Source organism: Mycolicibacterium gadium (assembly GCF_010728925.1).
In the GTDB taxonomy this organism is placed as follows: domain Bacteria; phylum Actinomycetota; class Actinomycetes; order Mycobacteriales; family Mycobacteriaceae; genus Mycobacterium; species Mycobacterium gadium.
The window spans coordinates 256,391-282,455 of sequence record NZ_AP022608.1 but is presented as its reverse complement, the minus strand read 5'-3'; the positions used below and the strand labels follow the sequence as shown (position 1 = coordinate 282,455).

Here is a 26,065-nt window from a genome sequence, read left to right as displayed (position 1 = left end):
ATCAGACCGATGGTCCGTTACTGTTCGGTTATCCACCCGACGTAGAGGAGAAACTCATGGTCCGTGTGCGCACAGTGACGGTCCCCGATCAGTCCGGAAAGCTCGCGGTCGTCACCGGCGCCAACTCCGGGCTTGGGCTTGGCATCGCGACCCGACTGGCCGGCGCGGGCGCCGACGTCGTCATGGCGATCCGCAACCGCGCGAAGGGCGAGGCCGCGATCGAGCAGATCCGCGCCACGGTTTCCGACGCCAAGCTGTCCATCAAGGCGCTCGACCTGTCCTCGCTGGCCAGCGTCAAGGCGCTCGGCGACGAACTGAACGCCGAGGGGCGGCCAATCGACCTCCTGATCAACAACGCGGGCATCATGCAGCCACCGCAGCGGGAAACCACCGCCGACGGATTCGAATTGCAGTTCGGCTGTAACCATTTGGGCCACTTCGCGCTCACCGGCCATCTGCTGCCGCTGCTGCGTGCCGCCGACAACCCGCGGGTGCACTCGTTGAGCAGTTCCGCAGCGCGCTTCGGTGGCATCCGGTTCGACGATCTGCAGTGGGAGAAGCGATACAACGCCACCCAGGCGTACGCGCAGTCCAAGTCCGCGAACCTGATGTTCGCGATCGAGCTGGACCGCAGGAGTCGCCACGGCGGGTGGAACATCATGTCCAACGCGTCGCATCCCGGCTTGTGCAAGACCAACCTCCAGCTGAGCGGCCCCTCCCACGGTCAGGCCAACCCGACGCTGCTGGAACGCTTCTACCGCGTCAGCCGGTCCGCGCTGCCGTTCATGTGGCAGGAGATCGACGAGGGAATTCTGCCCAGCTTGTACGGCGCTACCGCCCCCGAGGCGCAGGGTGGCGCGTTCTACGGACCGCGGGGCATCCTCGAACTGGCCGGCGGGGGCGTCACCGACGCCAAGATCCTTCCCCGCGCCAGTGACGAGGCCGACGGACGCAGATTGTGGGAGATCTCGGAGCGACTGACTTCGGTGACCTATCCCGGGTAAGGGGACTACGGTCGTGGGTACGCCCCAGCTACCCGTTGCCCACACGTCACGGAGGTCGCGATGCCTGAGTCAAGCATCGTCGTGCGGCCTGAACCGATGGAAAGCGGTACCTACACGGCCAGTTCCCGGCTGCAGGCCGCCGGACTGCCTGCGGCGATGGCGATATTCGAGAAGGCGGCCGACGCGGTACCGCTGCCCAAGCAACCCGGGCCGATCGTCGTCGCCGATTACGGCGCAGCCAACGGCCACAACTCTCTTCTGCCCATGTGTGCGGCTATCGCCGTGCTGCGCAAGCGAACCCGACACGACCATTCGATCCTGGTCGTCCACACCGACCTGCCGGACAACGACTTCACGGCATTGTTCAAGACACTCAGCGACGACCCGGACAGTTACCTGCAAAAAGACGCGGCGACATTCGCCTCGGCCGTGGGTCGCTCCTTTTACGCGCAGATCCTTCCGTCCAACAGCGTCAACCTGGGCTGGAGTTCGTGGGCGATCCAATGGCTCAGCCGCGTGCCCGCGCCGGTCCCCGACCACATCCACGTCGCCTACAGCAGCGACGAGCGCGTCAAAGCCGAGTATGCGCGCCAGGCCGCCCACGACTGGCACGAGTTCGTCGCGTTCCGTGGCCGAGAGTTGGCGCCGGGCGGACGGATAGTGGTGATGACGCCGGGGATCGATGAGTCCGGCGACTTCGGGTACCACCCACTCCTCGACAGCATGTACGACGCGGTAGCCGAACTCACCGCGGCCGGACTGATCACCGAGGACGAGAAACAGCGGATGGTACTGCCGATCGCCGGACGCAGCGCTGCCGACTTCCGCGCGTGCTTTGCGCCTTCCGGGCGGTTCGAGAATCTCGAGATCGAGCAACTCGAGCTGTTCGACGCCGAGGACCGTTTCTTCAAGCAGTACCAAATCGACAAGGACGCCAAGGCTTTCGGCGCTCAGTGGGGGGCGTTCTGCCGAGCCGCGGCGTTCCCGACGTTCGCGAGCGCGCTCGAAGGAGGCCACGCCGACCCACGCAAGACGGAGTTCTTCGATCGGCTCGAGGCCGGGGTGGTCAATCGGCTGGCGGCGTCGCCGGAGCAGACGCAGATTCCGATGGCGCATGTGGTGCTGGTCAAGCGGCAATCGAAGACGTAACCGTCAGCTTGCCATCCGCTCACGAAAGGTGTTGCGGTAGTTCACCGGTGCTACTCCAGTCAGCCGTCGGAACTGCTCGCGAAAATTGGCCGGGGACGTGAAGCCGACCTCACGACCGATCCTTTCGACCCCGTATGCGGTGCTCTCGAGCAGCTGTTGAGCATGGCGGACTCGCACTCCCGTCAGCCACTGCATCGGCGTCTGACCCGTCTCGGACTGGAATCGCCGGTTCAAGGTTCGCACGCTCACCGCGGCGCGGGCCGCGATATCGTGCAACGTCACGTCGCGGTGTGCTTCCTGCTCGATCCACGCGAGCACGTCGTCGAGTTCGGTGCGCTCGGCAATGTGTTTGACAGCGGCCTGATTTCGGATGATGAACTGCGCCTGCCCCCCACTGCGATGCAGGGGTGCCACGGCGAGTCGGGCCGCGTCCGCCGCCACTGTGGCTCCGTAGTCGCGAGCGATCATGTGCAGGCACAGGTCCAAACCGGCCGATGCCCCCGCCGATGTCAGCACCTGGCCCTCGTCGACGTAGAGCACATCGGGATCGAGGTCGACGGCGGGAAAGCGCGCGCGAAAGTACTCGGTGGCGATCCAATGGGTCGTCGCGCGCTTACCGTCCAGCAATCCGGTGGCGGCCAGCGTGATGGCCCCTGAACAGATCGACGCAATCCGCACTCCGCGGGCATGGGCGGCGGTCAGGGCCGACAGCACCTCATGGGAGGTATCGACGGTGGGGTCGTTACGTCCGGGGACGACGATGGTGTCGGCATCGGCTAGCGCTTCGAGGCCGTGGTCGGTGGCGATGCGGAGCGGCCCGGCGGTGACCTCCGGTTGCGACCCACACACCACGACGCGGTATCCCGGTGCGCCAGAGGGCAACTGGACCCGACCGAAGGCTTCGACCGGGGTTGCCAGATCAAACGCGATGGTGTCTGGCAGCGCCAGCACAGCGACGACATGCATCCCGGCACCATAACAGAGGGTGGCAATATCTTGGCGATACGTGGCGATCTGGCCACTGGCGACGGGGCCCGGCGTGGGTCGACGATCAGGGTGTGTATGCGCAGATCGTGTTGTTCGACGGGTTCGATCCGCTCGACGCCGTCGCACCGTTCGAAGTGCTCGCCGCCGGCAGTGAGTTCGCCGGAGACGAACTCCAGGTCGAGCTGGTGTCGGCCGAGGGGCCACGGGAGGTGCTCAGTGGGACCCTGGGAATGGTCTTGCACGCCACCGCGCCCCTCGATCCGTCGAAGCCCGGCTTCATCGTCGTGCCCGGCGCATCCGGGCCGGTCGACGGCGATCCCGACGTGGTCGACACCATCCCCGTCCTGCTTGCACGGTTCGCCGAATCCGCAGCCATTCCGCTGCTGCGCACGGCGATGGAGAATCCAGACGTCACTGTGGCCACGGTGTGCGGAGGCTCCCTCGCCCTGGCGATGGGTGGGCTACTGGAGGGCCGCAACGCGGTCACCCATCACCTCGGCATGGACCTGCTCGAGGCTACCGGCGTGACCACGGTGAACGCCCGGGTCGTCGACGACGGCGACCTGGTGACGTCCGGAGCCGTCACTTCCGGTTTGGATCTCGCACTCCATCTGCTCGACCGCACCTACGGAGCGTCCGTCGCCCTCGCGGTCGAGGACTTGTTCGCCTACGAACGACGAGGGACGGTGTGGACAGCATAGGCATTGCCGGAGATTGGGACGTCACGATCAAGACACCGATCGGCTCGCTCGCCGTGCGCTACACCTTCACCGAACAGGACGGCGCCCTCATCGGTTCCGCGACCGGCCAGGACGAAACGGTTGCGCTGCAGGACATCGTGGTTGACGGACAACGGATCACGTGGAGGCAGTCGGTACGCAAGCCGATGCGGCTGAACCTCGACTTCGAGGCCACCGTCGACGGCGACCGACTCGTCGGCCATGCTCGCGCGGGTCGCCTTCCGCGGTCGGCGGTGACGGGTAAGCGCCGCCGTCAGGGCGCCATCTCGTAGGCGCCGTCGTAGGCCTTGACCCGTTCCCAGACCCGATGGAACCGTTCCGCGTCGGGAACGGGCTTGCGGATCGCGCTCAGCGCCCAGTCCTGCTGGACCGTCGTTGCGGTCGGCTTACCGTGCAGCGCAACGGCATACATATTGAAGTCGCGGATCTGGAAGTCGAAGATCTGGTCCAGCATGTCAGCCGGCTTGTCACCGTCCAGGCCGGTAAGCGCGGCCTGCTCCAGGATCAGCTGCCCGTACACGATCAACGAAAACAGATGCCCCACGTTGAGCAGGAAGTCGAGATCCTGCTGCTGGTCGGCGTCGGGCGCGGCGGTCAGGAGAAATTCCCGGAATGCCTTGGCTTGGTCGTAGAACACCGCGACGTTTGGGATGTCAGCATGTTCCTCGTACACCGGAGTCCAATCGGCGAACTGCACCTTGCCGGCACCCCGCGTCGGCCCCTGGTTCCAGAAGAATGTGTCGTCCGCAGCGTCGTTGCGCATCGGGATCGCCGGATATTCCTTGGGATTCAGCATGTAGTTCGGCATGAACTTGAGCACCAAGCCGACGTTCACGTGCACGGTGCCCTCCAGTCGCGGCAGGGTGCCGATGAACTGTGCGACCTCGCGGAACATCGTGTTCTTCTCGTATCCCTTTGCGGCGATCACGTCGTGCAATGCCCGCAGCACGGTTTCGCCCTCCATGGTGACCTTGGCCTTGGTCATGGGGTTGAAGAGCAGATACCGGCGGTCGTCAAGGCTCGCGGACCGGAAGTAGTCGACGGAGCGCTGGCTGAACAGCTTCATAGCGATCAGGCGGGAGTACGCATCGACGAAATTGGTTCTCACGTGGGTGAATTCGGTGACGGGGTTGCCGTACAGGATGCGGTTCTGCGCGTGGGTGATCGCCTCGTAGAAGGCATGCTCGGTCATGCCGATCGAGCAGGAGCACAGATTGAATTTGCCGACGTTGACCGTATTCAGTGCCGCGGCAAAGGCTTCCACGCCGGTGTGCAGAATGTCCTCCTCTCGCACCGGATAGTTGTCCAACCGGAAGGTGCTGACGTAGATCTGCATGTGCACGACGTTGTCGATCAGGTGGTAGTCCTCGTGCTGACTGTCGGCGACGAACCACATGTACGCTTCTTGGCCCTCGACGTCGCCGCGCCGTCCGAAGACCGACACCATGCTGGCGACGTTGCCGTTGCCGATGTAGTACTTCTCCCCCGTCGCCCGGTACAGGATGCCGTTGGCGCGGTCCTCGTCGCTTGCCGGCGTCAGCACCATGTCGGTGTTGTAGACGTCGGCGCCGCGGGAGCGTTCGGACAGGCCGAAGGCCATCACCTCGCCGGCGTCGAGGTCGTCGGCTGCCCTCAGCTTGGCGTCCTTGTTCTCGCTCTGCCAGATGGGTCCCAGCCCGAGAATGGTGACCTGTTCGGTGTACCAGTACGTCAGCCCGTAGAACCCGAGGATCTCCGAGAGGGCGGCGTTGCGAGCGGCATCCCAGCGCTTGTCCGGGTTGCCGGCGGCGAACTCCGACGGTGTCAGGAACGTCGCGAACAGTTTCTCGCGCTTGACGAAGTCGACGAAGTCGGCCGGCCATTGCGCGGCCAGATCGTCATCGAGGAGGCGCTTCTTGCCCTGACCTTCGAACCAGTCGATGGTGGCACGCAACAGCCGCCGTGTTTCGGCATCGAACTGCGGTGGGTCGTAGGTGTTGGGGTCGAAAAGCAGGCCATCGGTCGTCATGGCCGTCAGCCTAGGACCGCCGCCGACGCTAAGGCGCCGGTTGCGGCGGTTGGATCGGGTTCGGGACGAACGGCAGACCGGGAATCGTCTCGTAGGGCAGCGTCGGGACGGTCGGCGGCGGCGGTGGTGTGCTTGCCGGCGGCTGTGTCGTCGTGGGCGGCGGCGCTTCGCTGGTCGGCGGAGGGCTCGGCGCTGGTTCGGTCGGAGGCGGGCTGGGTGGAGGCGGTTCGCTCGGGGACGCCGTCACCGTCTCAGTCACCGGCGGCGGCGCCTCCTGCGGGACGGGCTCGGGTTGCGGGGCCTGCGTGTCCGACGGTGGAGGCGGTGCCACGCTGGTCATCGTCATCGGCTCCGGAGGCTGCGAGGGGGCCGTGGTCGACGCCGTCTCCGGCGGGGTCTCGCCGCCGCGCATCACGAAGATGAGGGCCGCAGCCAGTGCGACCAGCACCACGAGCACGCCCGCTCCCAGCGCCACCGCGGGCCGGCGGTACCAGGGCAGCGCCTTCGCGGAGCGTTCGTCGTCATGCTGGTCGGGCTGGAACTGGATCTGTGGCCGCACGTCGTCGGGGTCAGCTGGCGAGTCGTACTCGTAGTGACCGGCCGGCGCCACGTCGGGAACGTCGTTGGCGTCCGACCATGCCAGTGCCCCGAACGAGCCCGACGGAGCCATCTCGTCGGCCGGCGGAACCACTTCGGGCGCCAGCTGCGTGGCTGGCGCCGCCGCAGCGGCGGCTGCGGCCATGGCTGTCTGGTCGTCGTCGACGGTCCCGCGCACGGCCGTCAGGCCGCCACCGATGGCCGCTGTCAGCTCGGGTTGACCGTTGGTGATTATCGGTACCCGGAAGCGGTCGGACAGCGTTGTCGTGATGATCGGGATTCGCGCTCCTCCGCCGACGGTGGCAACCGCGGCCAGCTCGCGAACGCCGTTGCGCTCCAGCGTTTCCTGCAGCACACCCGCGAAGTCGGTTACCGGATGACGGATCGCGTCGTCGAGTTCGTTGCGCGTCAGCCGCACCTCGCCACGGTGTCCGGGGACATCGGCCATCAGCGAGGTGACGCTGGCGGTGGACAGCCGCTCCTTGGCGTTGCGGCACTCGGCCCGCAGACGCGTGAGCGAGCCAATCGCCGACGTACCCGACAGGTCGATGCTTCCCGCCGCCGACAGATCGTTGATCACGTGGGTGAGCAAGGCCTGGTCGACGAGATCGCCGGAGAGATCGGTGTGGCGAACGGTGGGAGCCAGCTGCGCGTAACCCGCGTCGGCGTCCAGGAGCGTGACGCTCGTCCCGGTGCCGCCGAAGTCGCACAGCGCGATGACGCCGCGTGTCGGCACGCCCGGGTCGTCCTGCAGCGCTCGCACCGCGGCGGTGGCGTCGGACACCAGCGGTGCGGGGTCGGGCTGACCGAGTTCCGGCACTGCGGCCAGCGCGTTGCGCAGGCTTTCGACGGCCGCCGGCCGCCAATGTGCGGGGTAGGTGACCGCGACCGGGTCGACCGGTGGCCGGCCGCCCGTCAAGGTGAGCAGCAGGGCGCGCAGCGCGTCGGCGAGCACACCGTCGGCGAGATGGGTGGAACCGTCGGCCGCGACGATGCCGACCGGGTCACCGACACGGTCGACGAAGTCGGTGAGGATCAACCCGCGTTCGTTGAGGTTGGGGTTCTCGCTGGGCACCCCGACCTCGGGCGGCCGGTGCCCGAAGCGCGTCAGGACCGAGGTGCGCGACAGCGCCGCCCGGCCCACCACCACGGCGGCCAGGCGGGTGGCCCCTACCGAGAGCCCTAACCCGTCAGACATCTCTTCCCGTCTCGATCTTCAACGTTGTCCGGAGATGTCCATCTGATCAGACGGCCAAAATGTTACTCAGCGGATGGTCCCCATCCCTGGAATCAGTGGTAGATCGAGTGCGGTGAGCCAGCCGGGGGACAGGTCGTTGACGGCGGGCACCGCGTTGAGCGCGCGCATACCGGTGGCGAGGCATCCGGCGGCCGCGGCGTCGCGCCCGGAGCCGTCGGTGAACCTGAAGGCGGTCTCCTGGAAGATGCTCGGCGTGCCCTCGATATCGACGCGGTAGACGTCGTTCTGGTTGCCGGTCGGCCAGTCGGGTGCGGCGTCATCGCCGATCCGGTTGACATGTTCGAGCTGGATGCGGGTCTCGCCCTGGTAGAGGCCGTTTATCGTGAACCGCACCGCCGCGACGTTCCCCGCGGGGATGACGCCCTTGGCGGACTTGCGTTCGTTGGGGGTCACCCACTTGTCATAGGTCGTGGTGATCTCGTCGAGCATGATGCCGGCGGCGTGCGCGATCATGGGAACTGTTCCACCCCAGGCGAAGACGAGGATGTCCGGGGTTTCGAGCATGGCCTTCTTCTCGGGGGGCCTGCCGATCCCCATCTCACGCTCGTAGTCGCCGGTGTAGTTGGTGTAGTCGAGCAGTTCGGAAGCACGGACCGTACGGACCTCCGAGCACAGCCCCATCAGCGTCATGGGGAACAGGTCGTTGGCGAAGCCGGGATCGATGCCCGTGGTGAAACAGGACGCCTCGCCGAGTTCACAGGCCGCGGTGATGGGTTCGATCCAGTGGGGCGGGTTGAGGTGCATGGTCGGCCACACCCACGGGGTCATCGCTGTCGAGCAGACGTCGATCCCCGCCCGTAGGAACCGGGTGATGAGGTTGATGTTCTCCTCGGCGTGCGCGGCGGTGGGTCCGTAGTGCACCAGGGCGTCGGGTTTGAGCGCGATCAGCGCGTCGATGTCGTCGGTGGCGGTGATTCCCAGGGTCGTGCCGAGACCGCAGACCTCTCCGACGTCACGGCCGACTTTGTCGGGGTTGCTGACGCCGACGCCGACCAACTCGAACAACGGGTGCTTGACGATCTCGGCGATCACCATCTGGCCGACGAAGCCAGTGCCGTAGATGACGATCCGCTTCTTCTGAGAGTCCACAGTCACGCGTCAACCGCACCTTTCAATCGGCCCCCGCCATGACCCTAGCCGTGGGGCGATCGGCGTCGCGCGAATGAGGCCGGGAATGTTTACCGCTTCTGCGGCATTATCCACGCCATGACAACAGCAAGCGGAAGCGTCAAGCCACTCGCGGGACGACGGGCACTGGTCACCGGTGCGTCACGGGGAATCGGGGCCGAGATCGTGCGTCGGCTCACTGCCGATGGTGCCGCGGTCGCATTCACCTATGGCGCCTCCAAAGCCGAAGCCGAGAAGCTCGCCGCCGAAGTCGCCGCCGACGGTGCGACGGTCGTGGCCATCCAGGCCGACGCCGCCGACCCCGAGCAGGTGACTCGTTCGGTCGAGGAAACCGTCGCCGGACTCGGTGGCCTCGACATCCTGGTCAACAACGCGGGCATCGCGTTCCTCGGCGACGCGGCGACATTTCCGCTCGAGCAGTTCGACAAGCTGGTCGCGGTCAACATCCGCGGCATGTTCGTCGCGATCCAGGCCGCGCTCTCGCATCTCGGCGAGGGCGGTCGCATCATCAACATCGGCAGCATCAACGCCGACCAAGTCCCGGGACCCGGCCTGGCCGTGTACGCGATGACGAAGGCCGCCGTCGCGGGACTGACCCGCGGCCTGGCTCGCGACCTGGGACCCAGCGGCATCACCGTCAACAATGTCCAGCCGGGACCGATCAACACCGACATGAACCCGGACCAAGGCGAATTCGCCGAAATGGCAAAGAAAGTCATGGCCGGCGGGCGCTACGGTCAGCCGAGCGATGTCGCAGGTGTGGTCGCCTACCTGGCGGGCCCCGACACCGGCTACATCACGGGCGCACACTGGAACGTCGACGGCGGATTCACCGTCTAGCGTCTTCCCGCCTACCGCCCACCGGACCTGGGTGGTCAGTGTGCGCGGGGAAACGCCGCTCCTCGCTCCCGTCGTTGTGCACGGTATCCGCGAGCCGTTTGATCTCCGCCCGCAGCTCGTCGATCTGCGCCGAGGTAGCCGCCTGATTGGCCTCGTCTTCTTCGGCGACCCGCTGCACGATCCACGACGCCAACGTCGCGGTGACAACACCGACCAGGCTGATGCCGCCGATCATCAGCAGGACGGCGATGACCCTGCCCGTGACGGTGACGGGCGAAAGATCGCCATAACCGACCGTGGTCACGGTCGTGATCGCCCACCACACCGCGCGGCCGAACGAGGTGATGTCGGAGCGCGCGTCCACTCTTTCGGCATCAAGCACCGCTAGCGACGCGACGTAGATCAGCAGCACGGCGCTGCAGGCCGTGTAGACAATGACGCGGCCGCGGATGGCGTCCCCGGCCGCTCGCTGCAGAACTTTGAACAGCACGACCAATCGCAACAGTCGCAACGGGCGCAGGAACGGTAGCGCGACGATCGCCAGGTCGGCCAGGTGGCCGATGAACCACCGCACACGCCGGCGCGCCAGGCACAGCCGCACCACGTAGTCGATGACGAACGCCAGATACAGGGTGGCGTTCACCGACTCCAGCACACGATCGACATGCTCGGGCGGGCGAGCCAGCACCTGAACCGAGTACGCCACCAGGAACAGGGCCGCGATCCCGGCCAATGGCCACTCGACACGCTGTTCCCAGCGTTCCAGTCGGCGATTGTGCGTTCGTTCAGGGGGAGCGGACGACATCGCCGGTCTGCATACCCATCGCAGCCCGGGACTTAACGTCGCGGCCGCTACAGGTTGATCGGATCCGACGGATCCGGCGTCTTCGTCGTATCCCGCAACCCTGCCTTGAACTGCATCGCACGGTACGGCCACCCGTCGGCGGTGTTCCACTGCGAGACCACCAGTCCCACACCGCCTTCGATGTCGAGTCGAGATCCGGGCAGCACGTAACCGCCGTACAGCTGCGCGACCCGATTCGCCACGTGGTCCTCGCCATGCCACGCCGAGCCGAGCACCGGCGTCTGCAACGGCGTCGTATGCAGGTTGGCCACAGGCGATTCCACGACCCGGTAGCCCAGCGCATACTTCGATGCGAGAAACCCGCCGAGAATCCACTTGCCCCGGGCCACCCGGCGGAACGTCAGCTCTCCCCACTTCTCACCGACCGGGGTGATCGGCGTGGCCACCTCACCCCACCTCCAATGTCCGCCGGCCAAACCCCAACTCGCGTAGCGCGTTCGGTCACCGATGTTCGAGGGCCGCACGCGCATCAGGATGATGCCCTTGTCGCGCTGAAAACCCGTGGCCACGACATAAACCCAGCCGTCGTCGGGGTCGAAGTCCCACGACCAGCACTGCGCATGGCCGTCGTGGCGCGCGGCCGGGAACTTCGCCTGGCGCCCCATGGGCGCCCACGAGACACCGCTGTCGTCGGAACGCCAGATCTCCGTCCATGCGACGTTGCCGAAGCCGCGGTTGACGATGGCGTGCAGATAGATCGAGTCGTCGACACGAAGCAGATCGGAGGGGATAACGGTGCTGACGCCGCCGCGGGTCCACCCCGTGGACGCGTCGTCGTGGATGTAGTGCCACAGCTGTCGGGCGTAGTCGGGGTCGGCTCCGCCGGCCCGCTCGTACACGATTTCATGGTCGGCGTCGCCGGTGCCGATCAGCACGACTGGTGAGCGCCAGTCCCCCTCGCCGACCTTGCGACCCGAGAAGGTGTCGCCGAAGACGGACACCAGCTTTCCGTTCGGCGCGACGACCGATGCCCCGAGATCGGCGCAGGTAACCCCCCAGCGCTCGGTAAGGCCCGGACCGGTCAGGTCGACGACCTTCCCGTTGAGCAGCGGAACTACCGCGCGCGTGCGTGGGCCGAGACCGCGACCCGCCTGCCGGCCGATCGAGGACTCGCCGGCCAACTCAGAAACAGCGGCGCAAGCCGCCCGGCTCACACTGCAGCGGGTACTGGGTGACGGGGATCGACAGCGGCCGGTTGAACTTCAGAGTCAACGGCGCAACGACCATCGCGGGCGAGTCGCGGCACTCATCGCCGTGCAGCACCTTCATCTCGCCGGTCAACGAATACCCGTCGAATCGGAAGATCATCTGTTGCGGTGCTGTGCTGCCGTCGGGGCAGGTGCGCTTGGAGTCGTTGTAGACGAATTGCCACATACCGTCGACCATGCGTGCATCACGGCCGGCCAGGTTCGACGGCCCCACCTTCAACGTGCACGCGACCGGCAGCAGCAGCGGATCACGCAGGTCGCCCACCGTCGGCACGCAGATCGGCCAGATCTCCCAAGTGCTTTGCGCCTGCCCGTCGATGTTGACGTCGTAAACGCCCTCCGGAGTGCCCGGCGCCCTGGCTGCCGGGCCCTGCGCCTGAGCCGGTGCAACGACCCCGAGGGCGGTGGCAATCCCGAGGAGGGCCACGACAAGCCCCTTTACGAACCTCACGATGGCACCCCTTCACACGGCAACAGACCTTGAATCCCGTGCAGTATTCCAGTGCGCAGGCTGGTCCGTCACCCCTTTCACCACGCCCGGCGTTTCAAGCCCCGCGCCGAGCGGGTAGATGCGTTCGGGGTGATGGCGATGAGACGACTGGCGGTGTGGGTCGCTGTCGTCGCCCTTTTGTGCGGCCTTACTGCGTGCTCGACCGGCCAGCGGGTGGATCTCGGCGGTGAGTCGTCCGGCAACCTCATCGCCGCCATCGCGGGCGAACCCGATCAGCTCGACCCCCACAAGACCAGCGCATACTTCTCGTTCGAGGTCCTCGAAAACGTCTTCGACACGCTGGTCGAACCGGATGCCAACCTCGAGATGCGACCGGCACTGGCCGAATCGTGGACCGTCAGCCCCGACCAGCTGGTCTGGACGTTCCGCCTGCGGCCGCGTGTCACCTTTCACGACGGCAGCCCGTTCACCGCGGACGATGTCGTGTACTCGTATCGCCGCATCATCGACGAGCAGCTGACCAACGTCGACAAGTTCAGCGCAGTCACCGATGTCAGCGCCCCCGACGCCGAGACCGTCGTGATCCGTCTCGAGCAGCCGACACCGAACCTGCTGACCAACATCGGCGGCTTCAAGGGCATGGCGATCGTGCAACGTGCCAATGTCGAGAGCGGCGAGATCGCCACGCATCCGATTGGTACGGGCCCGTTCTCGTTCAGCGGTCAGAAGAGCGGCGATTCCATCACCCTCAAGGCGAATCCGTCGTTCTGGGGTGGCCCGCCGAGCGTTTCGGGGGTGACGTACCGCTTCATCTCCGAGCCGACGACGGCGCTTTCGGCGCTGCAGGCCGGCGAGGTCGACTGGACCGACTCGATCCCGCCTCAACGGGTGGCGCAGCTACGCGACGACGACTCGGTGAACCTGGCCGTCACCGCAAGCAACGATTACTGGTATCTCGCGCTCAACGAGGCGCGCAGACCCTGGAAGGACGTGCGGGTCCGTCAGGCCGTCGCCTTTGGCATCGATCGGGACGCGATCGTGACCGCCACCAGTTACGGCACCGCTGCGGCGAACCAGCTCGCGATCCCCGAGGGCAATCCCTGGTACACCGACTATCACCGCTACGGCTACGACATCGAGAAGGCCAAGGGTCTGCTGCAGGAAGCTGGGGTGACCGACACCGACCTCGACATGCTGGTCACCAGCGAATACCCGGAGACGGTGACGGCCGCGCAGGTCATCGCGGACAACCTTGCGCCACTTGGCATCACGGTGAGCATCCGCACCGTCGACTTCGCCACCTGGCTGGACGAGCAGAACAACGGCAACTTCGACATGCTCATGATGGGCTGGCTCGGCAATATCGATCCCGACGACTTCTACTACGCACAGCACCACACCGACGGCACCAGCAATGCTCAGAAATTCTCCGATCCGGAGGTCGACCGACTGCTCGACGCCGGACGGGTCGAGACTAATCGCGAAGCGCGCGGCGATGTTTACGCCCGCGCGGCGACGAAGATCGCCGACGAGGTCAGCTACATCTACCTCTACAACCCATCCGTGATCCAGGCGTGGAACACCAACGTCTCCGGCTTCGAGTCACGGCGCGACGGCGCAGTCCGGTTCCGCCACGTCGAACTCAATCAAGGCCAGACACAGTGACCCGCTTCGTGACTCATCCGATCGTGCGTTTCCTGGCGCGCCGGCTGGCCTACTCGGCGGTCGTCCTGCTCGGCGTGCTGATCGTGGTCTTCGCGTTGGTGCACCTCGTACCTGGAGACCCGGTGCGTATCGCGTTGGGCACGCGCTACAGCCCGCAGGCGTACGAGGCCTTACGGTCGGCGAGCGGTCTCGACAAGCCCATCGTCGAACAATTCTTCGGCTACGTCGGTTCGGCGCTGACCGGAGACCTCGGCGTGAGCTTCCGCAACGGCGACCCGGTGACGGTGATCCTGTTGGAGCGACTGCCCGCGACGGTATCGCTCGCCGTGGTCGGCATCGTCATCGCGCTTTTGATCGCACTGCCGGCGGGCATCTGGTCGGCACTGCACGAGGGTCGCGTCAGCGACGCGATCATCCGGGTCGCCAGCCAGTTCGGAGTGTCGGTGCCGGACTTCTGGATGGGCATCCTGCTGATCGCGCTGTTCGCGACGACGCTCGGCTGGCTTCCGACGTCGGGGTACCAACCGCTGCTGGACGATCCGGGTGGCTGGCTTCGCCACATCGTGCTGCCCGCGCTGACGGTGGGGCTGGTCGCCGGCGCGATCATGACCCGGTATGTGCGCTCGGCGGTGCTGGAGGTCGCGTCGATGGGATACGTCCGCACCGCGAGGTCGAAGGGTCTGTCGCCGCGGGTCGTGACGTTTCGGCACACCGTGCGCAACGCGCTCATCCCGGTGCTGACGATCACCGGCATCCAGCTCGCGACGATCCTCGGCGGCGTCATCGTCGTCGAGGTGGTGTTTGCGTGGCCCGGCCTTGGCCGCCTCGTGTACAACGCGGTGGCGACTCGCGACTACGCCGTGATTCAAGGCGCGGTGCTGCTCATCGCCGCGCTGTTCCTGCTCATCAACCTGATCGTCGACGCGCTGTACGCGGTCGTCGACCCGAGGATCCGGCTGTCATGACCGCCGACACCGATACGCGGGTGTCCTCGTGGCGCCTGCTGCTGGGCAACCCCGTCACCGTTGTCAGCGGGGCGATCCTCATCGTCATCGCCGTCGTAGCGCTCACCGCGAATTGGATTGCGCCCTTTGGCGTCAACGATGTCAATGTGCCTGACGCGCTCCAGGGTCCCAGCGGCGCGCACTGGTTCGGCACCGACGAACTGGGCCGCGACGTGTTCTCCCGCGTGCTCGTCGCAACGCAGGCATCGCTACGGGTTGCGGTGATCAGCGTCGCGTTCGCTGTCGTCGTCGGCGTGACCATCGGCGTCGTGTCCGGTTACCGCGGCGGCTGGCTGGACACGATCTTCATGCGCGTCGTCGACGTCATGTTCGCGTTCCCCGTCCTGCTGCTAGCCCTCGCGGTGGTCGCGATTCTGGGCCCCGGTATGACGACCACGATCCTCGCGATCGGCATCGTCTACACGCCGATCTTCGCCCGAGTCTCGCGCGCCAGCACGCTGAGTGTTCGTGTCGAACCCTATGTTTCGGTGTCCCGCAGCATGGGCACCGGTCACCTCTTCATTCTCGGCAGGCACATCGTGCCGAACATCGCCGGACCGCTGGTAGTGCAGACGTCGTTGTCGCTGGCGTTCGCGATCCTGTCGGAGGCGGCACTCTCGTTCTTGGGTCTCGGCATTCAGCCCCCGCAGCCGTCGCTGGGTCGGATGATCTTCGACTCGCAGGGGTTCGTCACCATGGCGTGGTGGATGGCGGTCTTTCCCGGCGCCGCGATCTTCGTGACGGTGCTCGCGTTCAACCTACTGGGCGACGGTCTGCGTGACGTCCTCGATCCCAAGCAGCGCACCATGATCGAGGCACGGAGACAGCAGTGAGTGATCCGACCCTGACCGTGCGCGATCTACGGGTGCGCATCGGCAGACGCGAGATCGTGCACGGCATCTCATTTGACGTGGCACCCGGGCAGACGCTGGGCATCGTCGGCGAGTCCGGATCGGGCAAGACGATGTCGGTGCTCGCGGCGACCGGACTGCTGGACGCCCCTGGCGCCTCGGTGTCCGGTACGAGCACTCTGACCGGGGACGTCGAACTCGTCGGCGCATCTGATCGGCTGTTGCGCAGCGTGCACGGCGGCCGGATCGGCTTCGTCTTCCAGGATCCGGGCACGTCGCTCAATCCCCTGCTCACCCTCGAACGACAAATCACCGAATCCCTTGAGACACATCGTCGTATGACGCGCAGGCAGGCCCGTGACCGGGCCATCGAACTGCTGGAGGCGGTCGGACTGCCCGACCCCGAGACGCGTCTGCACGCCTACCCGCATCAGCTGTCCGGCGGACAGAAGCAGCGCGTGATGGTCGCGATCGCCATGGCGTGCGATCCAGAACTGTTGGTCGCCGACGAACCGACCACCGCATTGGACGTGACGACGCAGGCGCAGATCGTCGAGCTGGTGCGGGATCTGCAGCGCGACTTCGGCACCGCCGTAGTGTGGATCAGCCACGACCTCGGCGTGATCGGCCAGATCGCGGACGAGGTCACCGTGTTGCAGGACGGCTACGCCGTGGAGCAGGCACCCGTGCTCGAGGTATTCGATCGCCCCCAGCATCCGTATACGCGCGAACTGTTGCGGGCCCGCCCCGTCGTCGGCGCCGACGGTCCCCCACCGCCCGCCGACGACGCCGAAACACTGCTCAATGTCCAGGGCCTCGATGTGCGATTCGAGGTGAACACGCCGGTCGGAGCGTCGGTGGTCCAGGCGGTGAAGGGGCTGTCGTTCGCGATCCGCCGCGGCACGACCCTCGGCCTCGTCGGTGAATCGGGTTCGGGTAAGTCGACGGTCGCCGCCACGCTCACCGGCCTCGTCAAACCCGATGCGGGCACAGCGAAACTAGGCGACTCCGACATATTCGGTGTGCGGGGATCCGCCGAGAAAGCACTGCGCAGGCGGATCAGTCTGGTGTTCCAGGATCCGTTCTCGACATTGAATCCCCGCAGCCGGGTCGGCACGGCGATCGAGGAACCACTGCGGGTGCACCGCGTGGTAGAGGGCAAGAGGGCGCGCCGGGCACGTGTCGACGAGCTGCTCGAACTCGTCGGACTGCCAACGTCGTTCGCGTCCCGGTATCCGCACGAGCTGTCCGGCGGTGAACGACAGCGGGTCAGCATCGCGCGGGCCTTGGCCGGCGAACCCGAGCTGCTCGTCCTCGACGAAGCGACTGCGTCGCTGGATGTTTCGGTGCAGGCGCGGGTCCTGGATCTGCTTGCTCGGCTGCAACAGGATTTGGGATTGACGTATCTGTTCATCGCCCACGACCTCGCCGTCGTACAGCAGGTCAGCCACGACGTCCTGGTGCTGCGGGGCGGTGAGGCCGTCGAGTACCGTTCCGCCGCCGAGCTGTTCAGCGCCCCCGAACACGACTACACCCGAAAGCTACTCGCCGCGGTGCCTCCGGAGCGACCCCGGGCCTGCACCTGACCCGCCTGTGCCTAAGGTGTCGCCATGACTCAGCTCAGCGACAAGGTCGCATTGATCACCGGCGTCTCGTCCGGATTGGGCGCCGTCGTGGCGCAGGTCTTCGCGGAGCGGGGGGCGAAAGTCTTCGGCATCGCGCGCCGGGCGGACGAGATGGCGACGGTGTTCGAGACGGTGCCCGGCGGCAAGTATGCGTCGGTCGACATTTCGTCACCGGAAGCCTGCCGGGATGCCGTGGCGCAGACCGTCGAGGAGTTCGGCCGGCTCGACGTGCTGGTGAATGTCGCGGGCTTCCACCAGATGCGGCACACGACGACAATGACCGACGAGGAGTGGAACCGCGATCTCGCAGTGAACCTGAACGGGCCGTTCTACCTGTGCCGCGCGGCGCTGCCCCACCTTTTGGAGACCGGCGGCAACATCGTCAACGTCACGTCCATCGCCGGCGTGGAGGGCGAGGTCTACTCCGCCGGCTACTGCGCGGCCAAGCACGGACTGGTCGGGCTGACCCGTGCGCTGGCCGTCGAGTACACCAAATCGAACATCCGGGTCAACGCGCTCTGCCCGGGCGGCATGCCGACCCCGCAGGCGACGGAGTTCACCGCGCCCGAGAACGCCGACTGGGATCTGATCATGCGCATCGCGTCCCCGCGCGGCTTCATGGAACCTTCCGACGTCGCGAAGGCGATCGCGTTCCTCGCCAGTGACGACGCCGCCGCCATCCACGGTGCGGTGTACCGGATCGACAACGGAAAGGGCGCCGGCTGAACCGGCGCCCTTTCGCAGTCGAACTCGGATCAGATGCCCTGGTTCCTTCGGCGGCCGAGGAACCATGCCAACCCGATCGCACCGAAGCCCAGCGTCCCGATGACGCCGGCCGACACCATCAGGAAGATGTCGCGACCGGACAGGCCTCCCGTCGACGTGTCGTCGGACGCCAGTCGCAGGCGGTAGTCACCCGGCAGCGGGCCTTCGGCGGGCGCCTCGAGGCCGGGGAACTGCTGGGTGCGGTGCACCTCGAATTGCCGTTCACCGGTTGGTGACTGGTTCCAGACACCCCACGCGGGGGTGACACCGTCGAGCAGCACCTTGCGCTCACCGAATTGCGGGTCGTCGCCCACATCGACGATGCGGTTGACCCGGAACGGCTCATACCGTGCGTTCGAGTAGTTCACGAAGACCGGCACATTGTCGTAGCGCATCACCGGCGGCGGGGGCGGCGGCGGAGGCATTCCGACACCGGGGTAGTAGCCACCGCCGAAGAAGCTTCCGACCGCGATGTTGGACACGGCTTGCGCGACGTTGGCGGCCGCGACGACCGGGGCCAGCAGGGCGGCGGTGAAGCTGTACGCCGCGTACTGGGCGGCCTCGAAGACCATCCGGCCCAGCGGCGGGACGACCATGATCCGCGGCGTCATCTCGTACATGTAGACGATGCGCACCGGGTTCCGATACGGGTTCAGGATGATCGGCCGGTAGTACTCGTCGTACTGCACCCAGTCCGGTCGCCACTGCCGCACCGGGCTGATCAGCTCAACCGGCGGGTCGACGGCGAAGTTCGTGGTCGCGCTCGTGTTGACGTCGAGGCCGGGGAGCTTCAGGCTCGTCGAGATCTCGCTCGAGAACGACGCGAGCTCCGGCTCGGGCGCCGGCGCGGGGATCTTCTCGTCGACCGGCGCTGCCTTGCTGGCGAGTTGGACATCCTCGACGGGCGCGTCCAGCTGCTGAGGCTCGACGGTCTCGATTTCCTTGGCGGTCTGCTCGATGGAGACCGTCGGGGTCTCGGACTCGTCGCTGCTCGTCTCGGACGCAGTCGTCTCGGCCGACTCACTCGTCGAGGTCTCGCTGGGCGAGGTCGTTCCGCTGGTCTCCGTGCTCGACTCCGCTGCCTCCGACGACGGAGTGGAGGTCGACGCGGACGACTCCGCCGCCTCGCTCGGGCTGGTGGCCGTGGTAGCCGCGGTCGAGGACTCGGGCGACTCGGCCGCGGTGGTGGCCTCGGCCGACGATTCTGGCGTCGACGTGCCCGGCGCGGGCGTGATGGGGGCCTGAGAGGCCGTCGTCACGTCTTCTTCGCTCGGCTCGGCCGGCGCGACAGTCGTCACCGGAGGCACTGTGGTCACCGGGGCCTGCGGCTCGGGCGTCGACTCGACCTCGGCGGGCGCCTGAGTCTGCGGTGCCTGAGTCTGCGGTGCCTGAGTCTGCGGTGCCTGGGTCTGCGGTGCCTGGGGCACCACGGGGGCCGGCGCCTCGGCGGGGGCCTGCGGGGCCTCCTCGACGGGCTCGGGCGCCGAAACCTCAGGCTCGGGGGCGACCACGGTAGTGGTCACCCCGCTGTCGTCACCGGGCTGGGCGATCGCTGGGGCCAATCCCCCAGTCAGTGCGGTCAGTGAAATGACGACGCCAGTCGCCAGCACAGCGACGACGCCTCGCTTCGAGCAAAATTCGAGGGGTGCACCCACGTTTATCGACTCCTTCAATTCCCCCGACGAGTTGCCTGGACCAGGAGCGGTCGCTGCGCTGATCTCAGAAGGTTCATCGCTCGTCCGACTCAGGTGTTACACACCGGCCCAAGACGGACCTACGGACGTCGGCGGCGCGCGGCGAAGACGGCCAGGGCAATGCCGATGATCGCGATGATCGGCCCGAGGACCGACCAGGTGGTGGTGTTGGTCATCGGGCTGTCGCTGACGATGACGCCGAAGCCCTGCAGGGTGAACACGATCCCGAAGAATGCGACGAGCAAGCCCAGCACGATGATGGCGATCCGCATGACTTTACCCTACGGTTTCCATCCAGCCGGATACGCAGATGGTGGCCGCCGCGCTGGCGCGAGAGACGCGGCTAGCGGCGGCGCGCCAGGTACTTCTGGTATGCCTCGGCCGCCGCGGCCAACTCCGGCCGCGCATCGAGCAGCGGCTGCATCTTCCTGCGTGCCTCTTCCCGCTTGTAAGGCAGGAACTCGGTCGGGAAGTTGCCTTCGTGGCGGGTATAGCCGCCCAGCACGCGGCGGGCGACGGTCGCCTTGTGCACCTCGTCGACACCGTCGGCGATGCCCATCGTGGGCGCGGCCGCATACATGGCCTGGATCGGGGTGAGGTCGGTGGTGCCCAGCGATCCGAGGATGTGCAGCGCGTTGAACGACACCTCGCGCAGCACCTTGGCCATCGTGAACTTGACGGCGGCGATCTCGGTGCGAGCCTCCTGGGTGGAGGTGTTGTCGATCTTCCACGCCGTCTCCAGGACGAAGAGGCGCAGCATCTTGATCATCGCGTAGGACTCGGCGATCTTCTCCTGCACCATCTGGTGGTCGGAGATGAGCTTGCCGTGCGACTCGCGCGACAGCGCCCGCTCGCACATCATGTCGAAAGCGAGGTTGCACTGTGCGATGGTGCGCATGGCGTGGTGTATACGGCCGCCGCCAAGACGCCTCTGCGCCAACGTCTTTGCGCCATCTTCGGGACCGAGAAGATGGTCCAGCGGCACCCGGACATCGCGGTAGATGATGTGGTTGTGGTTGCGTGGCTCGGGCATGATCTCCACACCCGGCGTGTCACGGGGAACGACGAACATGCCGTTGGTGCACATCACGAAGAGGATGTCGGCGACCCGGCCGGCCGACGTGAACCACTTCTCGCCGTTGATGACCCATTCGTCGCCGTAACGGACGGCGGTTGTCTTGAAGAGGTTGGGATCGCTGCCGCCCTGCGGTTCGGTCATCGAGTAGGCCGAGAAGATGTCCTGATGCAGCAGCGGTTTGAGCCACCGCTCCTTCTGCTCGTCGGTCCCGTAGGCGGCAAGCATCTCCATGTTGCCGGTGTCCGGCGCGGAGGCACCGAACATGTGTGGGGCTCCGGCGTAGCGACCGATGACCTCGTTGAGCAAACCGAGCTTCAGCTGGCCGAAGCCTGGGCCGCCGAGCTCCTCATCGAGGAAGATCGCCCACAGGCCCTGATCCTTGACCTCCTGTTGCAGTTCGCGCACATAGGCTTTTATCGCGGGATCAGGCAGACGCACGGCGTGCGGGAAGATGTGGTCGAGCGGCTCGACCTTCTCCTCGCAGAATTCCTTGACCCAGTCGAGCTTGCGCTGAAACTCCGGTTCGGTGCTGAAATCCCAGGCCATTCAAATCCCCTCGACATCTGTTCCGCGCCGCCGACATCAGTAGTTGTCCACGAGACGCTACGCCGCACCGATCGGGCCAATCGACGGCGCTCACACGTACCTGCAAGGGCCGGAGGTTTGAAATTGACGGATCGGGCAAATCACATGTGCGTTAGTTCCAACGCGATACATACAAGAGAAGAGCGTGAGCATGATTATCCTCGGCATCATCCTGTTGTTGATCGGCTATTTCACCAGCCTGTCGATCCTTTACACCATCGGCGGAATCCTCGTGGTGGTTGGTGTCGTCCTGTGGATCCTCGGTGCAGTTGGTCGCCCGGTCGGCGGCCGAAAAGTTTGGTTCTAGCGCAGGAGGCATAGGGGCGGCGCTCAGCGATATCCGCGCCGCAGGAGATGTTTGGCGCCGGCATTCATCGCGGCCGGCGTCGCCATATCGAAGTCGAACGCATTGGCCAGTCGGGCGGTGATTCCAAAAGCCAGACCGACGGCCAATGCGTCTTCGATCTGTGCCCGGGTGACGCCGGCGTCGAGCGCATTCCGCATGTCGTCTATACCTATCGCCTGCCCGCCGCTCAGCTTGGCGAGCATACGCAGCGTGGCGCGAAGGGGTTCGTCGATCGGCGCGGTGTCCAGATCCGCAAGGCTGGCAGCGACTTTCGTGGCGTCGCCGAACCACAGGGTCGACGTAGCAGAATGCGCGGCGACGCAGAACGGACTATCCACGCCCTTGGCGACCACAGCCGCCATCAGTTCCCGGTCGCCAACCGACCAGTCCGACGGCCCGCGCATCGCCTCATGGGTGAGGGCGCCGGCACCGTAGAAGTCGGGACGGTAGAACGCCAGCTTGACGGCGTCGACCGCGGGATGCCCACTGACCACCCGGATGATGGCGAGCAGGGCTTTCGTCGGCAGGCGGTGGCCACGGTCGAGGATTTCGAGCCTCATCGGGAGCCGCCGGTTTCGCCGGTCGCGGCCGCCAACGCCGCGAGCGCGCCGGTGTATTCGCGGTCCGCCTGGCCAATCGCGGCGCACACCACGATCTCGAAAATTTGGTCTTCGCTCAGTCCTTGGGCGCGGGCGGCGTCGAAGTCGCCGTCGCTGACGAGGTCGGCGTGGCGAGCCACCTTGTCGACCAGGGATTGCAACGGCTCGTCCAACCCGGTGGCCTCGTATGCCGCGCGGCGCATCGGCAGCGGCGCGGTCCCGCCGCTGCCGAGGACGCGATCGACGAGCTCGTCGTGCAGTCGTGAGATGTCGGTCATCGTCGCGATCTCCTTTCAGTGGGTCGACGCGATACGGCGCTGGAGCAGTTCTTGTTCGGCGGGGTTCGCGGTCAGCCCGAGGGCGCGACGATCGGAATCCCTGGACTCCTCGAACCGGCCGAGTTCGCGCAGCAGGTCGGCGCGGGCCGCGTGGTAGAGGTGAAAGCGGTCGAGTTCGCTTGCGAGCGCGTCGAGTTCAGTCATCGCCGCCTCTGCCCCCGACAGATAGCGAAGCGCGATGCTGCGGTGCAGCCGGGTCACCGGCGACGGAGCGAGGTGAAGCAGCATGTCGTACAGGAGCACGATCTGTTCCCAGTCGGTGTGCTCCCACGATTCGGCTTCGGCATGGCAGGCGATGATCGCGGCCTGCAGTTGATAGGGGCCTGCGCGTTGCAGTTTGGCGGCGCGGGTCAATATTCGGGTCGCCTGTGCGATCGCGGCACCGTCCCACAACGAGCGGTCCTGCTGCGGCAACAGGACAAGGTGGCCGTCGACGTCGAATCGCGCCGCCGCGCGCGCACGGTGCAGCCGGATCAGCGCCAGCAGACCCGCCACCTCGGGCTCGGTGGGCATCAGGGTGTGCAGCAGTGCGGCCAGCCACTCCGCATCGTCAACGAGGTCACGCGAATGCACCTGCTCGGCGGTGCCCAGATATCCCTCGTTGAACAGTAGATAGATCACCGCGAGGACGCCCGTCAGGCGCGCTGCCAACTCGTCGTCGGCCGGGATACGGTACGGGATCCCAGCCTCGGCGATCTTTCGCTTGGCACGCGTAATCCGTTGTGCCATTGTCGTTTCCGGTACCAGGAACGCACGTGCGATCTGGGCCGTGGTCATACCGCAGACGGCCCGAAGGGTGAGGGCGATCTGCGCCTCCTGCGGAAGTGCAGGGTGACAACAGGTGAAGATCAGCCGCAGCCGCTCGTCGGACTGCGGCTGGATCGTCCACTCCAGCTGCGCCAGCTTTCCCAGGTAGTTGGCATCGCGCCGGAGCGAGTCGAGGCCCCGGCGCCGCGCAACGGTGAACAGCCAGGCATCGGGACGCTCAGGAATCCCGTCGACCGGCCAATGTCGCAGTGCCGCAAGCACGGCGTCCTGCACCAGATCTTCGGCGGCGGCGAAGTCGCCGGTCACGTGCATCAGCGACGCGGCCAGCCGGCCCGCGTGTTCTCGCACCACACCGGCCAACCTGGCCGTTACCGCCTCACTCACACGGCCTCGAATTCGATGGGACGGATCTCGACGACGGGGCACCCCGGCCACGTCTTGACCACGCGCAGCGCCTCGTCCAGATCCGTGACCTCGATCTCGAGGTAGCCGCTGACGACCTCTTTGCCCTCGACGAATGGCCCGTCGACGATGACCGGTTCGCCGCGATCGAATCGCACGGTCGTGGCGGTTTCGGGCGACTTGAGTCGGCTGCCACCACGCAGCTTGTCTGCGTGGGTGGCGAACCATTCGTTGACGCGAGCGTGCGCCCGCTCACGCTCGGTGGCGCCCAGGGCCGCCATCTCGTTGGCGAATTCTTCGGTCTCGACGAACAGCAGCACATATTTCACCGCTGACTCCCCTCGTTGTCGGGATGTCCTTCATTCCTACAACCAAGACGATCGGCGGCACCGCCGATACGACATCCGCGCAGCCGACACGGTCGACATCGATTCCTGACAGACTCGGGCGGTGATCGGACACCGGCTACGGACGTTACTCAGCCTTGCGGCCGCAATGTGCGTACTCGCCGGCTGCACGCCGAGCCCTCCACCGGAGCCCTCACCTGTACCGACGTCCGCACCCACCACCGTCCCCGTGCAGCCGATGGACCAGCCGACATCGCCGGGTCCGCCGGCAGCGCCCGCCGGAGCGCAACCGAAGATCTCGTCCGATCCGGCGCAACTGGCCGACGACCTGGTGGCCGACGAGCGAACGCTGCGAAACCCGTCGACGCCGGAGCCGGCGCTGACGTCGGCCGCCCGCCGTCAGCAGGCCGCCTATCGCGCGATCGGACGCAACCCCGACTGGGATCCGATCATCCGTCCTCGGATTCCGCCGGAGCTCGTCGCGACGTATGACCGCAACGTCGACGCTCGGCGTCAGCTGTATCCGATGACCGAGGTGAACGACACCGTTCCGGCGTGGCGGATCGTCGCGCCGGCTCCGGCGGACGCGTTGTTGGCTCACTACCGCAAAGCCGAGGCGGCCACCGGCGTCCCCTGGAACTACCTGGCTTCGATCCATCTCATCGAGACCCGGTTCGGCAGCATCGAAGGCACCAGCACCGCCGGCGCACAGGGTCCGATGCAGTTCCTGCCGTCCACGTTCGAGGCCTACGGCGACGGCGGCGACATCCACTCACTGCGGGACAGCATCATCGCGGCGGGCCGCTACCTGGCGGCCAACAACTTCGCCGGCAATCCGGACAACGCGATCTTCCGGTACAACAACTCGGATCGGTACGTGCGCGCAGTGCATGACTACGCCGAGGTCTTGGCGGCCGACCCCGCCGCGTTCGCCGGCTACTACCGATGGGATGTCTACTACCGCACGACCGCCGGTGACGTCCTGCTGCCGATCGGCTACGTCTCGACGACGCCTATCCCGGTCCAGGCCTACCTGGCCGACCACCCGCAATAGCTAGACGACCATCAACGGCCGCCGCCGATGCGCGGCGAGCGGCAGGTCTCCCTCGAGCATCGTTGGTAGCGCGGACATCTTGCCGAACAGTCGTACTTGCCCAACCCAGCAGTTCGAGCCGCGAAAGCTCGGCTGATACCAGTAGACCCGCAGTCCTGCTTCGACGGCGGCTTGCACACCGACCCTGCTGTCTTCGACCGCGATCGCCGCATCCGGCTCGAGTCCGAGGTCTTGGATCGCGGCTAGGTACAGATCGGGTGCGGGCTTCCAGGTTCGGTACTCGTAGGCAGAGAAATGCGCTCCGGGAAAGTGGCGCAACAGCTTTGTGCGTGACAGTCGGTCGTCGATCGTGTCAACCGGCGAGTTCGACACCACGAATTTCGGGTGATCGATCCGGCCCAGCGCGGCGTCGACACCGGGGACGCATCGCAGACGTCGCTCCAAAAAATACTCGGCGAGCTGGCGCACACGAGGGTATGCGTCCGCAGGCACGTTGACGCCGATGTGGGCGCAAAGCATGTCGATCGCTTCCTGCATGCGCCGATCGGTGACCAGGTCGTGGATGTCCGGCGCGAGGATTGTGCCTCCCAGCTGTCTGGCGAAGCATTGCATCGCAAGCGCTTCCGCGTCTTGGGAGTCGACGAGAGTGCCGTCCAGATCGAAGAGGATGGCGACATCGGAATAGTTGCTCATGTCATTACCAAATTTC

General features: G+C 66.2%; 27 protein-coding genes. 12 read left to right on the top strand and 15 right to left on the bottom strand.

Features of this window, described 5'->3' with window-relative positions:
* Positions 1-56: 56 nt before the first annotated feature.
* Both G6N36_RS01305 and G6N36_RS01300 read left to right on the top strand, forming a co-directional pair.
* The gene (locus G6N36_RS01305) at positions 57-1,004 is read left to right on the top strand and encodes an SDR family oxidoreductase (RefSeq protein ID WP_163684302.1); all 948 of its coding nucleotides are present in this window, start codon (positions 57-59) and stop codon (positions 1,002-1,004) included.
* Between the two features lie 60 nt (positions 1,005-1,064).
* Positions 1,065-2,153 (top strand): class I SAM-dependent methyltransferase, encoded by a 1,089-nt coding sequence (locus G6N36_RS01300; protein ID WP_163684300.1) that lies wholly within the window; start codon positions 1,065-1,067, stop codon positions 2,151-2,153.
* 3 nt (positions 2,154-2,156) lie between these two features.
* Here G6N36_RS01300 and G6N36_RS01295 read toward each other — a convergent pair whose 3' ends face one another.
* Positions 2,157-3,119: a GlxA family transcriptional regulator gene (locus tag G6N36_RS01295; protein ID WP_163684298.1), complete on the bottom strand. Its 963-nt coding sequence runs from the start codon at positions 3,117-3,119 to the stop codon at positions 2,157-2,159.
* A 92-nt stretch (positions 3,120-3,211) separates the two neighbouring features.
* On the opposite strand from G6N36_RS01295, the gene G6N36_RS01290 reads away from it, so the two are divergent.
* Positions 3,212-3,841, top strand: a complete 630-nt coding sequence (locus G6N36_RS01290; RefSeq protein WP_163684296.1) for a DJ-1/PfpI family protein — start codon at positions 3,212-3,214, stop codon at positions 3,839-3,841.
* Positions 3,838-4,152, top strand: coding sequence for a hypothetical protein (locus G6N36_RS01285; RefSeq protein ID WP_163690298.1), 315 nt, complete (start codon positions 3,838-3,840; stop codon positions 4,150-4,152). The genes G6N36_RS01290 and G6N36_RS01285 overlap by 4 nt, the downstream gene beginning before the upstream one ends.
* Here G6N36_RS01285 and G6N36_RS01280 read toward each other — a convergent pair.
* From G6N36_RS01280 to G6N36_RS01270, 3 genes are all read right to left on the bottom strand, one after another.
* A complete protein-coding gene (locus tag G6N36_RS01280; protein ID WP_163684294.1) occupies positions 4,134-5,888 on the bottom strand; it encodes an acyl-CoA dehydrogenase family protein in 1,755 nt (584 codons plus the stop codon). The two genes, G6N36_RS01285 and G6N36_RS01280, sit on opposite strands and share 19 nt — an antisense overlap.
* A gap of 28 nt (positions 5,889-5,916) precedes the next feature.
* Positions 5,917-7,683: an Hsp70 family protein gene (locus G6N36_RS01275; RefSeq protein WP_163684292.1), complete on the bottom strand. Its 1,767-nt coding sequence runs from the start codon at positions 7,681-7,683 to the stop codon at positions 5,917-5,919.
* Between the two features lie 66 nt (positions 7,684-7,749).
* A complete protein-coding gene (locus tag G6N36_RS01270; RefSeq protein WP_163684290.1) occupies positions 7,750-8,838 on the bottom strand; it encodes an NAD(P)H-dependent amine dehydrogenase family protein in 1,089 nt (362 codons plus the stop codon).
* 111 nt (positions 8,839-8,949) lie between these two features.
* On the opposite strand from G6N36_RS01270, the gene G6N36_RS01265 reads away from it, so the two are divergent.
* Entirely contained in the window at positions 8,950-9,711 is a 762-nt protein-coding gene (locus G6N36_RS01265) for a 3-oxoacyl-ACP reductase family protein (protein WP_163684288.1), read from the top strand.
* Here the strand turns inward: G6N36_RS01265 and G6N36_RS01260 are convergent.
* From G6N36_RS01260 to G6N36_RS01250, 3 genes are all read right to left on the bottom strand, one after another.
* Positions 9,701-10,516 carry a potassium channel family protein gene (locus G6N36_RS01260; RefSeq protein ID WP_163684286.1) on the bottom strand — a complete coding sequence of 272 codons (816 nt, stop codon included), beginning with the start codon at positions 10,514-10,516 and terminating at the stop codon, positions 9,701-9,703. The genes G6N36_RS01265 and G6N36_RS01260 overlap by 11 nt on opposite strands.
* Positions 10,517-10,563: 47 nt before the next feature.
* The gene (locus G6N36_RS01255) at positions 10,564-11,625 is read right to left on the bottom strand and encodes a glycoside hydrolase family 183 protein (RefSeq protein ID WP_235690209.1); all 1,062 of its coding nucleotides are present in this window, start codon (positions 11,623-11,625) and stop codon (positions 10,564-10,566) included.
* A 73-nt stretch (positions 11,626-11,698) separates the two neighbouring features.
* On the bottom strand, positions 11,699-12,235 hold the full coding sequence (locus G6N36_RS01250; protein WP_163684284.1) for a hypothetical protein: 537 nt from the start codon (positions 12,233-12,235) through the stop codon (positions 11,699-11,701).
* A gap of 138 nt (positions 12,236-12,373) precedes the next feature.
* On the opposite strand from G6N36_RS01250, the gene G6N36_RS01245 reads away from it, so the two are divergent.
* Genes G6N36_RS01245 through G6N36_RS01225 form a run of 5 tightly spaced genes read left to right on the top strand, consistent with a single transcriptional unit; the run spans position 12,374 to position 18,106 of the window.
* A complete protein-coding gene (locus G6N36_RS01245) occupies positions 12,374-13,900 on the top strand; it encodes an ABC transporter substrate-binding protein (RefSeq protein ID WP_163690296.1) in 1,527 nt (508 codons plus the stop codon).
* A complete protein-coding gene (locus tag G6N36_RS01240) occupies positions 13,897-14,865 on the top strand; it encodes an ABC transporter permease (protein WP_163684282.1) in 969 nt (322 codons plus the stop codon). The genes G6N36_RS01245 and G6N36_RS01240 overlap by 4 nt, the downstream gene beginning before the upstream one ends.
* A complete protein-coding gene (locus G6N36_RS01235; protein ID WP_163684280.1) occupies positions 14,862-15,737 on the top strand; it encodes an ABC transporter permease in 876 nt (291 codons plus the stop codon). Before G6N36_RS01240 ends, G6N36_RS01235 begins: the two co-directional genes overlap by 4 nt.
* Positions 15,734-17,341: an ABC transporter ATP-binding protein gene (locus G6N36_RS01230; protein WP_163684278.1), complete on the top strand. Its 1,608-nt coding sequence runs from the start codon at positions 15,734-15,736 to the stop codon at positions 17,339-17,341. Before G6N36_RS01235 ends, G6N36_RS01230 begins: the two co-directional genes overlap by 4 nt.
* A 24-nt stretch (positions 17,342-17,365) precedes the next feature.
* Positions 17,366-18,106, top strand: coding sequence for an SDR family NAD(P)-dependent oxidoreductase (locus G6N36_RS01225; protein ID WP_163684276.1), 741 nt, complete (start codon positions 17,366-17,368; stop codon positions 18,104-18,106).
* Positions 18,107-18,135: 29 nt separating this feature from the next.
* On the opposite strand, the gene G6N36_RS29500 is transcribed toward G6N36_RS01225, so the two are convergent.
* From G6N36_RS29500 to G6N36_RS01210, 3 genes are all read right to left on the bottom strand, one after another.
* Positions 18,136-19,800: a hypothetical protein gene (locus G6N36_RS29500; RefSeq protein WP_179964690.1), complete on the bottom strand. Its 1,665-nt coding sequence runs from the start codon at positions 19,798-19,800 to the stop codon at positions 18,136-18,138.
* A 119-nt stretch (positions 19,801-19,919) separates the two neighbouring features.
* Complete coding sequence (locus G6N36_RS01215) at positions 19,920-20,111, bottom strand: hypothetical protein (RefSeq protein WP_163684274.1); 192 nt, start codon at positions 20,109-20,111, stop codon at positions 19,920-19,922.
* A gap of 71 nt (positions 20,112-20,182) precedes the next feature.
* Positions 20,183-21,463 carry an acyl-CoA dehydrogenase family protein gene (locus G6N36_RS01210; protein ID WP_163684271.1) on the bottom strand — a complete coding sequence of 427 codons (1,281 nt, stop codon included), beginning with the start codon at positions 21,461-21,463 and terminating at the stop codon, positions 20,183-20,185.
* 184 nt (positions 21,464-21,647) lie between these two features.
* On the opposite strand from G6N36_RS01210, the gene G6N36_RS01205 reads away from it, so the two are divergent.
* On the top strand, positions 21,648-21,809 hold the full coding sequence (locus tag G6N36_RS01205) for a hypothetical protein (RefSeq protein WP_163683887.1): 162 nt from the start codon (positions 21,648-21,650) through the stop codon (positions 21,807-21,809).
* Between the two features lie 23 nt (positions 21,810-21,832).
* Here G6N36_RS01205 and G6N36_RS01200 read toward each other — a convergent pair whose 3' ends face one another.
* Genes G6N36_RS01200 through G6N36_RS01185 form a run of 4 tightly spaced genes read right to left on the bottom strand, consistent with a single transcriptional unit; the run spans position 21,833 to position 24,284 of the window.
* Positions 21,833-22,408 (bottom strand): carboxymuconolactone decarboxylase family protein, encoded by a 576-nt coding sequence (locus G6N36_RS01200; RefSeq protein ID WP_163684269.1) that lies wholly within the window; start codon positions 22,406-22,408, stop codon positions 21,833-21,835.
* Positions 22,405-22,725 carry a carboxymuconolactone decarboxylase family protein gene (locus G6N36_RS01195; protein ID WP_163684268.1) on the bottom strand — a complete coding sequence of 107 codons (321 nt, stop codon included), beginning with the start codon at positions 22,723-22,725 and terminating at the stop codon, positions 22,405-22,407. Before G6N36_RS01195 ends, G6N36_RS01200 begins: the two co-directional genes overlap by 4 nt.
* Positions 22,726-22,740: 15 nt before the next feature.
* A complete protein-coding gene (locus G6N36_RS01190; RefSeq protein ID WP_235689932.1) occupies positions 22,741-23,937 on the bottom strand; it encodes an RNA polymerase sigma factor in 1,197 nt (398 codons plus the stop codon).
* Complete coding sequence (locus G6N36_RS01185) at positions 23,934-24,284, bottom strand: YciI family protein (RefSeq protein WP_163684267.1); 351 nt, start codon at positions 24,282-24,284, stop codon at positions 23,934-23,936. Before G6N36_RS01185 ends, G6N36_RS01190 begins: the two co-directional genes overlap by 4 nt.
* A gap of 166 nt (positions 24,285-24,450) precedes the next feature.
* On the opposite strand from G6N36_RS01185, the gene G6N36_RS01180 reads away from it, so the two are divergent.
* Positions 24,451-25,356 (top strand): lytic transglycosylase domain-containing protein, encoded by a 906-nt coding sequence (locus G6N36_RS01180; protein WP_163690294.1) that lies wholly within the window; start codon positions 24,451-24,453, stop codon positions 25,354-25,356.
* Here G6N36_RS01180 and G6N36_RS01175 read toward each other — a convergent pair whose 3' ends face one another.
* The gene (locus G6N36_RS01175) at positions 25,357-26,049 is read right to left on the bottom strand and encodes an HAD family hydrolase (protein WP_163684265.1); all 693 of its coding nucleotides are present in this window, start codon (positions 26,047-26,049) and stop codon (positions 25,357-25,359) included. It abuts the gene before it with no gap.
* Between the last annotated feature and the right edge of the window lie 16 nt (positions 26,050-26,065).

Coding starts and splice junctions, on each gene's coding strand:
- G6N36_RS01295 (WP_163684298.1), bottom strand. CDS start 3,119: ATGCATGTCGTCGCTGTGCTGGCGCTGCCAGACACCATCGCGTTTGAT.
- G6N36_RS01260 (WP_163684286.1), bottom strand. CDS start 10,516: ATGTCGTCCGCTCCCCCTGAACGAACGCACAATCGCCGACTGGAACGC.
- G6N36_RS01210 (WP_163684271.1), bottom strand. CDS start 21,463: ATGGCCTGGGATTTCAGCACCGAACCGGAGTTTCAGCGCAAGCTCGAC.
- G6N36_RS01195 (WP_163684268.1), bottom strand. CDS start 22,725: ATGACCGACATCTCACGACTGCACGACGAGCTCGTCGATCGCGTCCTC.
- G6N36_RS01275 (WP_163684292.1), bottom strand. CDS start 7,683: ATGTCTGACGGGTTAGGGCTCTCGGTAGGGGCCACCCGCCTGGCCGCC.
- G6N36_RS01300 (WP_163684300.1), top strand. CDS start 1,065: ATGCCTGAGTCAAGCATCGTCGTGCGGCCTGAACCGATGGAAAGCGGT.
- G6N36_RS01280 (WP_163684294.1), bottom strand. CDS start 5,888: ATGACGACCGATGGCCTGCTTTTCGACCCCAACACCTACGACCCACCG.
- G6N36_RS01200 (WP_163684269.1), bottom strand. CDS start 22,408: ATGAGGCTCGAAATCCTCGACCGTGGCCACCGCCTGCCGACGAAAGCC.
- G6N36_RS01225 (WP_163684276.1), top strand. CDS start 17,366: ATGACTCAGCTCAGCGACAAGGTCGCATTGATCACCGGCGTCTCGTCC.
- G6N36_RS01180 (WP_163690294.1), top strand. CDS start 24,451: ATGTGCGTACTCGCCGGCTGCACGCCGAGCCCTCCACCGGAGCCCTCA.
- G6N36_RS01305 (WP_163684302.1), top strand. CDS start 57: ATGGTCCGTGTGCGCACAGTGACGGTCCCCGATCAGTCCGGAAAGCTC.
- G6N36_RS01175 (WP_163684265.1), bottom strand. CDS start 26,049: ATGAGCAACTATTCCGATGTCGCCATCCTCTTCGATCTGGACGGCACT.
- G6N36_RS01265 (WP_163684288.1), top strand. CDS start 8,950: ATGACAACAGCAAGCGGAAGCGTCAAGCCACTCGCGGGACGACGGGCA.
- G6N36_RS01245 (WP_163690296.1), top strand. CDS start 12,374: ATGAGACGACTGGCGGTGTGGGTCGCTGTCGTCGCCCTTTTGTGCGGC.
- G6N36_RS01235 (WP_163684280.1), top strand. CDS start 14,862: ATGACCGCCGACACCGATACGCGGGTGTCCTCGTGGCGCCTGCTGCTG.
- G6N36_RS01215 (WP_163684274.1), bottom strand. CDS start 20,111: ATGCGGATCGCCATCATCGTGCTGGGCTTGCTCGTCGCATTCTTCGGG.